Raw genomic sequence first — 16389 nt, 5'->3', positions numbered from 1 at the left:
AAAGATAAAAATGCACATTAAAGATCGAAGTTCGATTCATGAAAATAAAGGGGTAGAGGCGTTTTGGAAGGAGCAGTTATCTTCCGAGGTTCTCGATTTTTCTGTATTTAATAGCGGTTACCAACTAAATAAAGAAAATCCTTGCGAGCACGTTCAAGTCATAATGAATGTAGAGTTTAGTAAAAGTATACAAAAAATAATTAAGTCTCAAGATTTATTATTATTTAGCTGGTTACAGGCCGCGTTAAGGATTTGTTTGGCACACTATACAGATCAAGAAAGGATTACTATTGGTATTCCTGTAATTGAAAAGAATATTGAACAAAGCGAGAATCTTAATAAATTGATTCCTTTAGGAAATGAAATCCATCCGCATCACAGCTTTAAACAAGTAGTAAATCAGATTGAACAAAAGACTTTATTCGGGTATGAAAATCAGGAGTATCCGCTCTCTGAATTATTAATTAAACACAATTTAACTCCTTTTCAAATTGTTATTGGGATGGAAGGATTACATAACGAAAATTTGCTAGAAGAATATGCAGAGAATAATTTAGCCATCTGGATACAAAGAAAATGGAATGAAATACATAATGAATTTGAAATTCAAATTTCTTTCAAGTCTCATTCATTTTCTTCTTTGCAACAGTTTGCAAATTCATATCTTTATGTTTTAAAGCAAGTGTCAACAAATTCGAATTTGGCTGTGAAAGATATTTGTATCATTTCAGAAGAAGAGAAAGAATTGCTAGAAGAATTGAATCAAGGTCAGGCGGACATAGAATTGTCTCAATCATTTCAAGATTTGTTTGAGGAGCAAGTGTTAAAAACCCCAGATCAAATTGCTGTTGTTTGTAATAATCAATCTTTGACATATAGAGAATTGAATAAGAAAGCAAATCAATTGGCTTCTATTCTTCAAAGTAAAGGTGTTTCGAAAGAAAGTATTATTGGGGTTATGGTAGATCGTTCATTGGAAATGATCATTGGCATGGTGGGGATTTTAAAAGCAGGAGCAGCTTACTTACCTATCGATCCTAACTATCCAACTGAACGAATTGAATATATGTTACAAGATAGTCAAGCAAAATGTTTACTGAGCAAGCGAACAGAAGTAGAATTGCCACAATTTGCGGGTGAAGTGCTGTATCTTGATGAGGGGCATTTCTTCCAAGGTGAAGAAAGTAATTTAGTTCGAGAAAGTCATCCTAATGATTTGGCTTATGTTATTTACACATCAGGATCGACAGGAAATCCAAAAGGAGTAATGGTGGAACAGAAATCGCTTGTCCATTTTTTAAGTGTAATGAGAGAAAAAGTAAAAGATAATCAGTCATTCTTGTTTCTTGCTAGTGTATCTTTTGATATCTCCTTGTTAGAAATATGTCTGCCTTTAACACAAGGTTCGAAAGTAGTTATTGCTACAGAGGATCAGTTCGCAACAAAAGAATTAGCTTATTTGGTCAAAGAACATAAGGTGGATTTATGGGAATCAACGCCATCGCGAATGGAAGTGATTTTGAGTGATCCAGAAGGGGCAAGTTTTCTAAAAGATTTAAAATCTATTTTGTTAGCAGGAGAAGCATTTTCCATTGATTTGGTTGAAAAAATCCGATGCATCAGTGAAGCGACAATTTTAAATATTTATGGTCCTACAGAAACAACCATTTGTGCAACAGTAAAGGATTTGAGCTCTGCCAAAGAAGTTACGATTGGAAGTCCCAACCCGAATTATCATTCCTATATATTGAATAAGTATGGTCAATTAAAACCATTTGGAATTCCGGGTGAACTCTGCATTGGTGGCGTGGCGGTAGCACGAGGGTATCTTGGGAAATCTAAACTGACAGATGAAAAGTTTGTACCGAGTCCTTTTACAGCAGGAGAAATGATGTATCATACGGGTGATCTCGTTCGTTGGTTGCCTAATGGAGAACTTGAATATCTAGGTCGAATGGATCATCAAGTAAAAATTCGGGGATATCGGATTGAATTAAGAGAAATCGAAAGCCAGTTAAGGGAATATCCAGAAATAAACCAAGCTATCGTTGTTGATCAAGTATATGGAAATAGGAAATTATTAGCTGCGTACTATGTATCGGATAATAAGGTCTCTTTTGATGAAATCAGAAAATATTTAAGTGATAAATTACCTGAGTTTATGATTCCTGAAAAAATGATTCAGGTGGAAGAGATTCCGTTGAATCCAAATGGGAAAGTAGATAGGAAAAGGTTATTAGAGATAACACAAACAGATTATGTATCAATTCCATACGTTGCCCCGCGCAATGAAATTGAACAAAAATTGGTGCATGCATGGGAAAAAGTTATGGAGATTGAGGGAATTGGTATTCATGATAATTTTTTCGCACTAAAAGGAGAATCGATTAAAGCATTACAGGTAATAAATTTATTAAGAAAAGACTGTTTGAAAATAAGTACAACAGATTTTTTTAAGCACCCTACGATTGCTCAACTTAGTTCTTGTATAGAGGTAGAGCATAAAGAGGAAAGGTTTGAAAATAGACCAACTCATGTTAAAAATTTGTCTAAGCCATTTCCCTTAACAGAAGTTCAGACAGCGTATATGTTAGGAAGGAATTCACAGTTTGAATTAAGTGGTATTTCACCTCAAACATATTTTGAATATGAAACAGAATTGGATATCAATCGTCTTTCAAAAAGTCTTCAAAAGGTAATTTATCGTCATCCAATGTTGCGAGCTGTAATTTTACCAGAGGGAAAACAGCAAATATTAGAAAATATTCCTGATTACGAGATTGAAATAGTGAGCCTCATAGATTTAGATGATGGGAAACAAAATGCTCGCTTGCGAGAAGAACGTTCTCGAATGACTAACCATGTATTCCCTTTGGGGCAATGGCCTTTGTTTGAATTAAAAGCCTTTCTTGTAAAAGAAGACACGTATTTATTATGTTTTCGATACGATGCTTTATTAATGGATGGAGCTAGTATGAACATTGTTGGACAGGATTTGTTTCATTATTATTATAAACCAGAGCAAAGGTTAGAACCTCTATCTTTTGATTTTCAAGATTACATGTTTATCTATGATGAACTGGAACAAAGTACAGAATATAAAACAGCAAAAGATTATTGGACAAGTAAGCTTCCTGCCTTTCCGTTTGCGCCTTCTTTGCTGTTAAAAAAGGATCCGGCAGAGATTGCTACTCCTAAGTTCCAATCACTTACTAAGATCCTGGACAATGAAATATGGAAAAAGCTACGAAAGTTAGCACAAGAGAAAGAAGTAACTCCTTCGGCTCTGCTTTGTACAATATATGGTGATGTATTGGCATATTGGAGTAATCAACGTCGATTGGCAATTAATTTGACTGTATTTAACCGTTATCCTGTTCATGAAGAAGTAGAGCAAATTGTGGGAGATTTCACTTCACTCATCTTGTTGGATGTTGATGTGAATCCAGATCAATCTTTCTTTACTAGAGTAAAAGAAACGCAATCTACTTTATTAAATGGTCTCGAACATCGCCATTACGATGGAGTTAATTTCATTCGAGATTTTACTCGATATCATCAAATGACGCCAAAAGCAGTTATGCCAATTGTTTTCACCTCGATGTTAGCAGGTGCGGGGGCTTTTGCTTGGGAACAGCTTGGTTCACTTCGCCATATTCATGCTCGGACTCCACAAGTGTATTTGGATAATGTGGTAATTGAAAAAAATGGAGAGTTATTAATTAGCTGGAACTATGTTGAAGAATTGTTTGATGTTGATGTGATAGAAGCGATGTTTCACCAATTTGTTGACTTATTGGAACAATTAGTGAAACAAAGTGACGTAACATCTTTGCAGATGAAAGAGTCAGACCATGCTTTAATTGAGCAATACAATGAGACAACAGAAAAAATACCGTCGACTACTTTATATCAATTATTTACAGACCAAGTAAAACGTACACCGGATGAAGTAGCAGTAGTTTTTGAACAGGACTACTTAACATACTCCGAGCTTCATAAGCGCTCCAATCAAGTTGCGCACTTTTTAAAAGAACAAGGAATTGGTCTAGGTGACAAAGTTGGTCTTTTAGCACTAAGACGAGTTGACACAATTGCTAATATGATAGGTATTTTAAAAGCAGGTGCCGCTTATGTTCCAATTGATCCCGACCATCCTTCAGATCGCCAAACATATATTTTAGAAAATAGCTCATGCAAACTTTTATTAGAATCTAGTCTTTATGCAGAAAACCGCTTGTCATTATATACAACAGAAGATATGCCTGCTATTGCTGGTCCGGAAGATCTTGCCTATATTATCTACACTTCAGGAAGTACAGGAAAACCGAAAGGAGTAATTATTACTCACCAAGCGGTTACAAATACCATTCAAGATATTAATCAAAAATATCAGGTAAATGAAGATGATCGTATTATTGGTATTTCTTCTATGTGTTTTGACTTATCTGTATACGATATTTTCGGAACGTTAAGCACAGGTGCAATGTTGGTAATGATTCGTGACCCAAGAGACATGCAAGAATTAATCCGTACTGTCGAACGTAGAGGAATTACAATTTGGAATACAGTACCTGCAATTATGGATTTGGCATTAGATCAAGTAGGTTCTCATTTTGAACATTCTTCCTTGCGTTTAGTTTTACATAGTGGAGATTGGATTCCACTTTCTTTACCAGAAAAAATAAAACGACATTTTCCGATTGCGGAAGTAGTTTCACTCGGAGGAGCAACAGAAGCATCGATTTGGTCAATTTATTATCCGGTCAAACAGGTGGAATCGAATTGGAAGAGTATTCCATACGGGATACCTTTGGCAAACCAAACGTATTATGTGTTGAACTATGAAAAGAAAATGTGCCCTGTTGGTGTAATTGGAGATTTATATATTGGGGGAGTGGGCCTTGCTAAAGGATATTTAAATGATGAACAGAAAACAAATGAAGCATTTGTATCACATTCTGATTTTGGTCTTATTTATAAGACAGGAGACTGTGGAAAAATGCATCCTGAGGGATATATTGAATTTTTAGGCCGCCAAGATTATCAAGTTAAAATTCAAGGATATCGAGTAGAGTTAGAAGAAATCGCACATTGTCTTCTCACTTACAAACAAGTCGAACATGCAGCAGTGATTGATCAGACAGATGAGTATGGTATAAAATTTTTAGTCGCATATGTGGTAACTGAGCAAAATATTAGCACAACAGAACTACGAAAGCATTTGCGAGATCACTTGCCAGATTACATGATTCCTTCTTATTTTGTTTATTTGGAACAATTGCCCTTGACTCCAAACGGGAAATTAGATAGAAAAGCGCTCCCTACTCCGGAGAAACAAACAAATGAAGTATTTATCGCTCCAAAAACTGAAATGGAAAAAATATTAACTAGTGTTTGGCAAGAAGTACTCAAAGTAGATCGGATTGGAGTAAATGATCATTTCTTTTCCTTAGGTGGAGATTCGATAAAAGCGATTCAAGTTTCCGTCAGACTGTATAGACAAGGATTTGAGCTAGAGCCAAAAAATTTATTTTCATTTCCTATATTAGGAGACATGGTTCAATTTGTTAAAAAGCTTGATCATCTTCCAAATTCGCAAACAAGTGATGTAAACAAAATGAATGATAATAAAATTACATCACTAAATGTTAAAAACAAACAACTTAATCAACATACACTTATCAAAATACAAGAAAAAATGCCAGAAATAAAAATAGAACGTATTTACCCATTGGCACCTTTCCAGGAAGTTATTTATGAACATGCTGCGACTGAACCTGATACAAATGCATATTTCGAACAAACAATTTGGGCGCTTGAGGGGGAGCTGGATATTAATCTCTTTATTCAGTGTTTCCAACAATTAGTTGATCGTCATGATTCTTTAAGGACGATAATTGTGCAAGATGAACAAGCACAACCTTGGCAAGCTGTTTTACACGATGTTCAAATGATTTCAGAGATAAAAAACTTGATTGAGATGACGAAACAAGAACAGCAAGAATTCCTAGACCAGTGGATGAATGAAAATTCAAGTCAAGGATTCAAAAAAGATGAACTCATGACCCGTCTCTGTATATTCCAGCTAGGAAATAACGAGCATAAGGTGGTTTGGAGTTCCCATCATTTATTATGTGATGGTTGGAGCGTCAGCATTTTGATAGACGAATTATTCCAGCTCTATGAATTAATAAATGCGGGAACTACGGCAGAGTTACCTATGGTGAAACCTTTTGAGACATTCATAGATTGGACTGTAGCACGAGATCATGAGAAAGCACGTCATTTTTGGCGGGATTATTTATCAGGATACAATCGAAAAATTAGTATTCCTAAAAAGAAAGTATCAACTCAAAGTGAAGGGTTAAATTTCACATTTATGGATTTAATATTAGATAAGGATTTGACTAATCAGTTACAGACATTTGTAACTAAAAACAATATAACTATGAATTCGGCATTACTAGCTGTATGGGGAATATTGCTTGGCAAATACAACGGAATGAGAGAAGTAGTATTACCTAATCTAGTATCAGTCAGACCTCCCGAAGTAGAAGGGATTGAAAATATGTTCGGTCTGTTCACAAATGTTTTGCCTATCCGACTAGCATGGACAGAAACGCAATCTTTTGTGGACTTCCTGCAAAAAGTACAACTAGAAACATTGAAATGTAATGAGTATGCATACTATTCATATGTTGATATACAAAAACAAAGTGAATTAAAAACTGAGTTGACTGACCATCTTTGGGTTTTTGAAAACTATCCGACTAACTCAGCTATCTTTTCTTCAAATGAAAACAGAAATTTTGCCATCACAGATTACGAAGTTGTTGATGAGCCTCATGTAAAGTATGGAATTATGTGCTTCCCTGAAGAGAAACTTACAATAAAGTTTGGATATGATCAATCCGTATATGAAGCGGAGAAAATACAGGAAATATTGAATCACATCCATCAGTTAATCAATAGGATTCTTCAAAATCCAATACAGGCAATCGGTGATTACAAATTATAAAAAATGAAAAGGCGAGCAAGAACTCGCCTTTTTAAATAGAATAGGAGTAAACCAAATGACAAAAAACTTGCAGTTATCAGCCGAAGAGATGCGTCAGTTAGGATATCAAGCGGTGGACTTGATTGTTGATCATATGAATCATTTAAAAAGTAAACCAGTTTCGGAAACGATTGATAGTAATATTTTTAGAGACAAGCTAATTGAAACGATTCCAGAAAACGGATCCAATCCAAAAGAGTTACTTCATTTTCTTAATAACAATGTGTTTAATCAAATTACTCATGTGGATCATCCTCATTTTATGGCTTTTGTGCCAGGTCCTAATAATTATGTTGGTGTAGTAGCAGATTTTTTAGCAAGTGGGTTTAATGTATTTCCTACAGCTTGGATAGTAGGTGCAGGTGCTGAACAAATTGAATTAACGACAATCAACTGGTTAAAATCAATGCTAGGATTCCCTGATTCAGCTGAAGGGCTATTTGTCAGTGGCGGTTCCATGGCTAATTTGACTGCACTTACTGTAGCGAGACAGGTCAAGCTGAATAATGACATAGAAAATGCCATTGTGTATTTTTCTAACCAAACTCATTTTTCTGTAGATCGAGCACTTAAAGTATTAGGTTTTAAACATCATCAAATTTGCCGAATTGAAACAGATGAAGATTTAAGAATTTCAGTTAGTACTTTAAGAAAGCAAATAAAAGAAGATCGATTAAAAGGGAAAAAACCATTTTGTGTTATTGCTAATGCAGGGACAACGAATTGCGGAGCGGTGGACTCCCTCGATGAATTGGCTGATCTATGTGGTGATGAAGATGTATGGCTACACGCGGATGGTGCTTATGGGGCTGCAGCAATTCTCAGTGAAAAAGGAAGGGAGTTATTAAGAGGAATTCATCGTGCTGATTCTTTGACATTAGACCCGCATAAATGGCTTTTTCAGCCTTATGATGTTGGTTGTGTACTTATTCGAAATAGCCAATATTTAAGTGAAACGTTCCGTATGATCCCAGAGTATATTAAGGATACGGAAACTAATATAGAAGAAAAAGTGAATTTTGGGGAGCGTGGAATTGAACTTTCTCGTAGATTTAGGGCATTAAAGGTATGGCTTTCTTTTAAAGCATTTGGAGTCACAGCTTTTCGTGAGGCAATTGATCATGGTATTATGTTGGCTGAACAAGTTGAAGAGTTTTTAAGGAAAGAAAAAGATTGGGAAGTAGTAACACCTGCCCAATTAGGAATTGTTACTTTTCGTTATATTCCTTGTAAGCGAACGTCTACAGAAACAATTCATGAAATAAACAAAAAACTGGTGGAAGAAATTAATCAAAGAGGATTTGCTATGCTAAGTACGACTAAATTAAAAGAAAAAGTAGTAATTCGACTTTGCTCTATCAACCCGAGGACAACATTAGAAGAAATACTTCAAATCATGATGAGCATTAAGGCGTTGGCAGAGGAAATAAACACATCGCCTAAACATCTTATATCTGTTTCTCAACCTTGATATATTAGGTGAATTTTACATATTAATAGCCGATTCTAAATGAGAATCGGCTATTATATTTACGGAGTGTTTTTCTTGTAAAGGGATTAGGCCTCAACCTTAGATACTCTTTTGAAACCAGTCCTTACTGCTTGTACCATTTCGTTCACAGCGTAAATAGATACATCGGCATTTGGATTTAATCCTTCAAACCAGTGATAAGAATTTGGATATAAATGAAATTCGACATCAACACCAGCTTGCGCTAGTTTGCTTACATAGGTCAATGTTTCACTACGGAATGGATCTAATTGACCAACAAATGTATAAGTATATGGCAAATCACTATAATCCTCTGCTCGAGAAGGTGCTGCATAGGCAGGGATATGATCCGCTCCATACATTTCTCCTAAATACATTTTCCAACCAGCTTCATTTGCCTTCTGATTCCAAACAAATCCCTCTTTAATTTCATTGGCTGAAGGTGTATTATTTCGATCATCAATCATTGGATAGAGTGGCATTTGTAAACAAATCGAAGGATATTTTCGATCTCGGGCTAATAATGATAATGCTGCTGTTAGTCCACCTCCAGCGCTTACTCCTGCAACCCCAATTCGATTCGAATCAATGTTTAATGACTCTGCATTATCAGCAATCCATTTTAAAGCTGAATAACAATCTTCAATTGGTGCTGGGTAAGGATGTTCAGGAGCTAAGCGGTAGTCTACAGATACGACCACACAGCCAGCTTCTTTTGCAAACCTCATACAAGTATCATCGTTATCATCTATAGACCCTAAGATATAACCACCACCATGTATCCATAATAAGACAGGTAAAGATTCATGATTTGATTTTGGGCGATAAATTCTTAATGGTAACGAATTAGCATCTGGTCCAACAATGACTTCATCTGTTAACGAAAGGGAGTCATCAACAACGGTAGGTGGTCTCATTTGAGCTATTCCTTCTCTGATTGCTTGCAAGTTTTCCGGGCGTAAATCGAGATCCGGAAACATCTCTAACCCTTGTAATAACTCTGGATTTACTCTTGTTTTCATATTAACACCTCTATTTGTAATTGTTTTCAAATAAATGAAGTGTGTTCTAAGTAGTTTAATTGTGAAAGAACATCACAATTAAATTGTAAATTGGATATGCGATAACAGTCAACAGAATATTAGGAAATTAAAACCTTTCTCAAGAAGGAGTTTCAAGTAACCAATAATACAAGTAGTGGATCTAGGAGCAAAGTGTTTTCATGTCGTTGTATTTATGTACACTTAGTTTTCTAATTAAACCAAGTGATAATCCTTTTATTTTAATGACATATTGCAAGTGATACCTATTTGAATTCATACTCGGAATGAATTAATACATTTTCATTCCTTAATATATAATTCAGGGAAATACTCATGGGCAGGCATTAATATAGGAGAACAGTACAAATTAAAATAACTGTTTAAAAAAAATCCTTTTATTTGGCTAAAAAAGGAGTAGATTCAAGCATGGATTTGTATGCTTTCATTCAATGCTAGCTAAGGCCAAAACCTCCTTGCCAATATTCAAAAACGATTACGTTTTTGGATTCGTGTTCCGGTTTTTCTTGACCAGGTCATTGAATAACTACACATAAACTCCTTATATCTCTAGATAAACTACCGATTAGCTCCATATAGACTCTAGATAACCTATATAGAATACAAGTTATCAAGGAGGTAAGAAAAAATGAATTTTATGAAACGTGCAATTCTCAGTATGAAAAAAAGGATAGGAACATCATTAATTTTGATGGCAGTTTTTCTGATTGTTACAAATTTGGTTCTTTCAGGGTTCACAATCCAAAATGCATCAAAAAAAGCTGCGGATGCAGCAAGAAAAAAACTAGGTGCAGATGTTACTTTAAGTCTTGATTTTGACAAATTAGGTCAACAAGCTCGAGAAACTGGAGAGATGCCTAATCCACCGAAGCTTAAAACAAAAGAAACAGATCAATTAGCGAAATCCAAGTATGTAAAAGACTATAATTACATAGCTAACACTTTCGGTATTTCTGATGGACTTAAACTAGTAGGAGCTTCAGAAGGAGAAGAAGAAGGAAAAGGTAAAGTGGGAATGGCGGCTGTGCGAGGCGGTTCAAGCTCTGGTACAGAAATAGATATGAATGCTTCTTTTATGATTGAGGGGGTCCGCAAGACTGCATTACAAGAAAGCTTTAAAAACGGAAAAAGTAAAATCATTGATGGAAAACCAATTACAGAGCAAATGAAGGATCAGAATGTAGCTTTAATGGAAAAACGATTAGCGGAATTAAACAATTTGAAAGTAGGAGACAAAGTTAAAGTGCAATCAGGGGATAAGAAGGAAACCCTCGAGATTGAAATTATCGGTATTTACGAAACGAATGAGCAAGCAATGGGTCAACAGGCTCCTCCTATTATGGATCCAGCTAATAAACTATATATGCCGCATTCAACTATGAAAAAATTAGAAGTAGACCAAGGTATAAGTAGTGTTCAAGTCGTGTATTTCTTGAATGATCCAAAATATATTGATGCATTTAAAAAAGAAGCAAAAAAATCTAATATTGATTTTAATTATTATAAATTAGATGCACATGATTCATTGTACAAACAAATGATTGGTCCTATCGAAAATATTTCTTCTACTTCTCAAATGATTATTTATATTGTATCAATTGCAGGTGCGATTATATTAGGGTTAATCATTATGCTATCAATTAAAGGACGTCGTAAGGAAATGGGAATACTGTTATCTATTGGAGAGAAAAAATGGAAACTGATGGCGCAGTTCGTAGTAGAAGTAGTATGTGTCGCTATTTTAGCATTTGGATTATCCATAACAACAGGAGCTAAGGTTTCTCAATATATCGGGGATAATTTACTTTCGAGTGAAATCGCTACAACAAGCGAAGAAACGGACACCATGCGAAATAATAGTACTGTAATGATGTCTGGACCTGGTGGTACGCTACAAAATCAAAAAGAAGATCCAATTGATAAAATTGATGTAAGTGTAACAGGAGAAGATGTAGGGAAAATGGGGGGGGTTGGACTAGCTATTGCTATAATAGCAACGCTTCTTCCAGCATTATCAATTCTACGTTTAAATCCAAAACAAATTCTTTTAAAAGATGAATAAGGAGGCATAATATGGAAACGATTTTACAATTTAAAAATTTGGATTATTATTATGAAAGTAATGGAAAAAATGTAGCGATACTAGAGAATGTTAACTTTTCTTTTCAAAAAGGGCATTTCTACACGATTTTAGGACCATCTGGATCTGGTAAAACCACAACGCTAAGTTTAGGTTGTGGACTAGATGTCCCTAAAAATGGTTATGTACTGTATAATGGCAAAGATATTAGAAAAATTGGTTTGGATCGATACCGTAATCAAAATGTATCTGTAATTTTCCAATCTTATAACTTAATTACCTATATGACAGCTCTTCAAAACGTCTTAACAGCAATGGAAATTACAGGTGTTAAAGTGAAAAATAAGACGGTAAGGGCATTAGAGTTATTAGAGAAAGTAGGACTCACAGAAGCTGAAGCGAAACGAAATGTCCTGCAACTAAGTGGTGGGCAACAACAGCGTGTAGCAATTGCTCGAGCACTATCTTGTAATGTTGATTTACTGATTGCAGATGAGCCGACAGGAAACCTCGACGAGGAAACCACAATGGATATAATAGAACTGTTTCAAGAACTTGCACATAAAGAGAATAAATGCATTATTGTTGTGACGCACTCACAGGAAGTTGCTAAAAAATCAGATCGTGCAGTGTATTTAAGTAAGAAGAAGTTGGTCGTAAATGAAATCTAATATAAACATCGTAGCTGTTCAATTCACATAATTTTCAAAATTTAGTCCGTTCAAAAGCTTATATTTGATTTATAATAAAATCAAGCCATAATCAAAATGGTCTCCCTGTACTGAATGTTAAAATAGTTTGTTGTTCCCTTTTTAATAATATTTGAAAAAGAACTTGTAGGATATTCTACAAGTTCTTTTTCTTATAATTGGTTACCTATATCATGGGATAATCACACATAAAAAACGGGACATTACCTAGATATATAATCTAAATGCTGTCCCGTTTAACTGTGTATCTGTATAGTTATTGCAGAATTAAACCTACAATCATAATTAAACTAAATACTATTATCCAACCAAACGCACAATAGCCAAAAATTCTAATCCATTTAGGTAATTGATTCATGTTAATTTTATTTGAGGGAACTCCCTGCATAGAAAACATCATTTTTTGATCTCTATCTCTATTATTTTGTTGTTCATACATAACATCATAACCTTTCCAGAACTATTGTGTTTATAGTATATCAGCCTGAAGAAAATTATGTACAGAATACAAGGGGATAACTTAATATTATGTGGTGAATTTTATAAATACTGAAAAAGAGCCCTACATAAATAAGATTATGTTTCTTCAAGTATTAACTTGCTGGATATGCATTAGAACCAAGATAGCGTTCTTTTATAATTTGAAGATGATGAAGCTCATGACCAGCAATGATGTATGCTAATGCACGAACTGTAACTTCAGAATTATTCGCATTTCCTCTTTGTGACCAAGCTTCTTTATCTAAGCTTCTAAGTAAATACACGGTAGATTGGCGAACAACTATTAAATTCTCAAGAAGATCTTGCATAGATTGCTTATCAAAAGCAGCTCTAAGAACATACATATCATCGTTATAGCCTGGAAGTTCTGCTGTCTCGCCTCGAGCAATAGATAGCAATCGATACGCCATAATACGTTCTGTGTCCGCTATATGACCGATTACTTCTTTTATACTCCATTTAGTAGGAGCATACCGGAAAAGTCCCTCACTATTAGAAATTCTCTTTAATAAAAGATTCGTTTCCTTCATTTGTTGTTCTAGAATATGTATGATATTTCCGTCTGATACCAAGTTGGTATACGTTGCATAATAGGAGTTATATTCACTTACCTTTGGTCTTATTTGCATACGAATCATCCTTTATGTTTTATATTTAATCTTTACATATAGCTTATCATAAAAGAATTCCAAATTAATCTGAAAAATGGAGGCAAATATGCATTTTTCATCTTCCTTTTCAGTTGCATAGATGAAATGCATCTCAAATAAGAGAATCTAATTTGCTGCTAAGCGGAATTTTGTTTTTTTTGCTGTTATAGTAGAAGGTGAATATTTAAGTTGGATACAGTTTGTCACTACTTATGACAATCGCAATTTAAGAAGTAGCATATATCATTAAATGAAAAGCCTGTTAATAAGTTTATACTTACTACAAAAACAAACAAACTCTCCTTTAAATAGGACGAGTTTGTTTGTTTTTGTGTTTAGATAATGGAATACGCATGCTAAATTGCACACTATGTTCCATATTTTTTATAGAATACTTTATATCTAGTCTTTCAAGAATTTGTTTAACAATATATAGACCTAAACCACTTCCTCCGGTATTTCGATTCCGAGATTTTTCAATTCGATAAAATGGTTTGAAAATTTGTTGTATATCTTCATCTTTAATATTGATACCTGTATTTATAATTTGCATTTTAATTTGACCTTGTTTAGAATCCTTACTTAACTTTATATAGACTTTTTCATTATGTGGTGAATACATAACTGCATTATGGATAATATTTTTACATGCTTTTTCAAAAAGAACACGATCTGTATAAACAGAAAGGTCAGAGTCAATTTCTTTTATTATTTGGATGCTTTTTTGAGAAGCGAAAAATTCGAGATCTTTTGTGATTGTACCTATTAACTTTGAAAGATTAATTTCTTCTATTTTTAGTTTAAAAGTGTGTTGTTCTAACTTTGACATACTTAAAATTTCACGAACTAGTTGTTCCATACTTTCAATAATTTGATGATTTTTCTTTAAATATTGATCACGATTTTGATAAGGGCCAATATTGTATATCATCCCTTCTAAGTATCCTTTCATTACAGTAAGAGGGGACTTTAATTCATGTGCTACAATTGCAAAAAACTCTCTGCGTTTTGTTTCTATTTCTCTTTCTTTTTCAATATCATTTTTTAATTGTTCATTTGCTTTTTTTAAATCAAACATAGCTTGTTGTAAGTTAATAGACATGTCATTCAAACTATTAGATAATTCTCCTAACTCATCTGTAGAACGAACCTCAATTTTTTCGGAGAAATCTAAATTTGCCATCTTTTGTGCACCCTCATTAATATAAATAAGTGGCTTTGTAATAAACCTGGAATAGAAATAAGCACTCCCTATACCAATTACGATCACAATGATACTAATATAGGGGAGAAAACGCACTAATACTTGCGAAGCTTCATCAATCGGTTGAAATGTTGCGAACACTACAAGCGTTAAACTACCATCTTGGAATTGAATTGGTTCCGTAACATTATATGAATTGCTAATGGTACCTGCATTCTCAAATCGTGCTGCTTTAGTAACTACTGTTGTTTGTGTACCACTTTGAATAAAAGAAAATGAAGGCGAGTAAATAATTATTCCTTCTTTATTTTGAAGCGAAAGCATCGCGTTATTTTTTTTTGCGTATTCATCAAAAAGTGGTATCGCATCTTGAAACGTAAGATCTTTGGACTTATCAATTATTTCTTTTATCCCTGTTTGAAGTTGATCTGTTTTGTATTGCTCATAAAACGTAGGGAGAAAGAAATATAAAGTTAAATAAATCAACACTGCAAAGGATAACAAAATGAGAGATGTAGTCATAAAGAGTTTATAAGTAATTTGCTTCATCTTCATGATTTTTACAATGCTATTCATCAATTTTATACCCAATACCCTTTATTGTTTTAATATAGGGGATGGCTAGTTTTTTACGTAGATTTTTAATATGCGTATCTATTATTCGTGTTTCTCCAAAATAATCGTATCCCCAAACTTTTTCTACGATATTTTCTCTTGTAAGTACTTTTCTTTCATTTTGAAATAGTAGTTGTAGAATTTCGAACTCTTTTGTCGTTAACAAAATTTCAACATCAGTTACATATACTCTATATGCATCAACATCAATGCGCACTTCTTTAAATACCAAATGATTATTTACATTTTTATCATAACTTCTTCTAAGTACAGCTTCGACTCGTCTAATCAAAACATGAAACGAAAAGGGTTTTGTTATATAATCATCAATCCCAAGATCGAACCCTTTCATTTGATCTTCCTCTTCTTCTAACGCAGTTAGCATAATAATTGGTATGTTTGACTGACTTCGAATCATTTTAGCAACTTCAAATCCATTAAGATTGGGCATCATTACATCTAGAAGAACTAAATCAAAGGATTGCTTATTAAATTGTGTCATACCCTCTAGTCCATCTGAAGCAACTACCACTGTATACTGTTGTGTCATTAAAAATTGTTTAATTAATTCCTGAATTTCTTGATCGTCCTCAACCACGAGGATATGATAGTTTTTCATAATATCACCTCTGGTAGTCATTATAGCCGTACTATCTGTAGTTTATGTGGAGATACAGTAGGAAACTTCATAGGACGTTTAACGTATTAACTCCATTTTCAAGATTCTGTATTCTCCATAAAAAAGTATTATTACCCATATTCCTTTTTTATGGAGAAATATTTGCGTGCTTGAAAAAACTTATCATATAAAAAGCTGCACGATAATATTTACAAAAAACTAATGTATAATAATGTAAATTGTATGTAGTTTTTTAACTGTTTGAAAATATACTTTCGATACTTTACTAGAAGGAGAAAGGGAGATGAATTTAAATATAAAAGAAGCCAGCGAAATTCTAGAGCGTACGCCACAAACTTTGTAGTTTTTTTGCTAATTTAGTAAAGACCCAAGGTGC

The 16389-nt window shown here is 34.0% G+C and carries 9 protein-coding genes; 4 read left to right on the top strand and 5 right to left on the bottom strand.

Annotated elements, in window-relative coordinates:
• Positions 1-10 precede the first annotated feature (10 nt).
• Together NHG49_RS14070 and NHG49_RS14065 are read left to right on the top strand one after the other, a co-directional pair.
• Positions 11-7021, top strand: a complete 7011-nt coding sequence (locus NHG49_RS14070) for a non-ribosomal peptide synthetase (protein ID WP_064475437.1) — start codon at positions 11-13, stop codon at positions 7019-7021.
• Positions 7022-7076: 55 nt separating this feature from the next.
• Positions 7077-8531, top strand: a complete 1455-nt coding sequence (locus tag NHG49_RS14065) for a pyridoxal phosphate-dependent decarboxylase family protein (RefSeq protein ID WP_064475436.1) — start codon at positions 7077-7079, stop codon at positions 8529-8531.
• Positions 8532-8617: 86 nt separating this feature from the next.
• Here the strand turns inward: NHG49_RS14065 and NHG49_RS14060 are convergent, their stop codons facing one another.
• Positions 8618-9574, bottom strand: coding sequence for an alpha/beta hydrolase (locus NHG49_RS14060; protein WP_064475435.1), 957 nt, complete (start codon positions 9572-9574; stop codon positions 8618-8620).
• Between the two features lie 667 nt (positions 9575-10241).
• Here NHG49_RS14060 and NHG49_RS14055 point away from each other — a divergent pair.
• Complete coding sequence (locus NHG49_RS14055) at positions 10242-11675, top strand: ABC transporter permease (RefSeq protein ID WP_064475434.1); 1434 nt, start codon at positions 10242-10244, stop codon at positions 11673-11675.
• An 11-nt stretch (positions 11676-11686) separates the two neighbouring features.
• Positions 11687-12364 (top strand): ABC transporter ATP-binding protein, encoded by a 678-nt coding sequence (locus tag NHG49_RS14050; RefSeq protein WP_064475433.1) that lies wholly within the window; start codon positions 11687-11689, stop codon positions 12362-12364.
• Positions 12365-12659: 295 nt separating this feature from the next.
• Here the strand turns inward: NHG49_RS14050 and NHG49_RS14045 are convergent, their stop codons facing one another.
• From NHG49_RS14045 to NHG49_RS14030, 4 genes are all read right to left on the bottom strand, one after another.
• Positions 12660-12842: a hypothetical protein gene (locus tag NHG49_RS14045; RefSeq protein ID WP_000273229.1), complete on the bottom strand. Its 183-nt coding sequence runs from the start codon at positions 12840-12842 to the stop codon at positions 12660-12662.
• A 154-nt stretch (positions 12843-12996) separates the two neighbouring features.
• A complete protein-coding gene (locus tag NHG49_RS14040) occupies positions 12997-13533 on the bottom strand; it encodes a DinB family protein (protein ID WP_064475432.1) in 537 nt (178 codons plus the stop codon).
• Between the two features lie 325 nt (positions 13534-13858).
• Positions 13859-15334, bottom strand: a complete 1476-nt coding sequence (locus tag NHG49_RS14035) for a sensor histidine kinase (RefSeq protein WP_064475431.1) — start codon at positions 15332-15334, stop codon at positions 13859-13861.
• Positions 15327-15992 carry a response regulator transcription factor gene (locus NHG49_RS14030; RefSeq protein ID WP_046959592.1) on the bottom strand — a complete coding sequence of 222 codons (666 nt, stop codon included), beginning with the start codon at positions 15990-15992 and terminating at the stop codon, positions 15327-15329. Before NHG49_RS14030 ends, NHG49_RS14035 begins: the two co-directional genes overlap by 8 nt.
• Positions 15993-16389 lie beyond the last annotated feature (397 nt).

The organism is Bacillus sp. IBL03825 (genome assembly GCF_024712505.1).
Lineage (GTDB): Bacteria > Bacillota > Bacilli > Bacillales > Bacillaceae_G > Bacillus_A > Bacillus_A wiedmannii.
The sequence above is the reverse complement of the archived record's forward strand: the minus strand, read 5'-3'. Positions and strand labels throughout refer to the sequence as shown.

Bases quoted from the DNA above. Each gene is read 5' to 3' on its own strand.
- NHG49_RS14070 (WP_064475437.1), top strand. From the start codon at position 11: ATGCACATTAAAGATCGAAGTTCGATTCATGAAAATAAAGGGGTAGAG.
- NHG49_RS14065 (WP_064475436.1), top strand. From the start codon at position 7,077: ATGACAAAAAACTTGCAGTTATCAGCCGAAGAGATGCGTCAGTTAGGA.
- NHG49_RS14060 (WP_064475435.1), bottom strand. From the start codon at position 9,574: ATGAAAACAAGAGTAAATCCAGAGTTATTACAAGGGTTAGAGATGTTT.
- NHG49_RS14055 (WP_064475434.1), top strand. From the start codon at position 10,242: ATGAATTTTATGAAACGTGCAATTCTCAGTATGAAAAAAAGGATAGGA.
- NHG49_RS14050 (WP_064475433.1), top strand. From the start codon at position 11,687: ATGGAAACGATTTTACAATTTAAAAATTTGGATTATTATTATGAAAGT.
- NHG49_RS14045 (WP_000273229.1), bottom strand. From the start codon at position 12,842: ATGTATGAACAACAAAATAATAGAGATAGAGATCAAAAAATGATGTTT.
- NHG49_RS14040 (WP_064475432.1), bottom strand. From the start codon at position 13,533: ATGCAAATAAGACCAAAGGTAAGTGAATATAACTCCTATTATGCAACG.
- NHG49_RS14035 (WP_064475431.1), bottom strand. From the start codon at position 15,334: ATGAATAGCATTGTAAAAATCATGAAGATGAAGCAAATTACTTATAAA.
- NHG49_RS14030 (WP_046959592.1), bottom strand. From the start codon at position 15,992: ATGAAAAACTATCATATCCTCGTGGTTGAGGACGATCAAGAAATTCAG.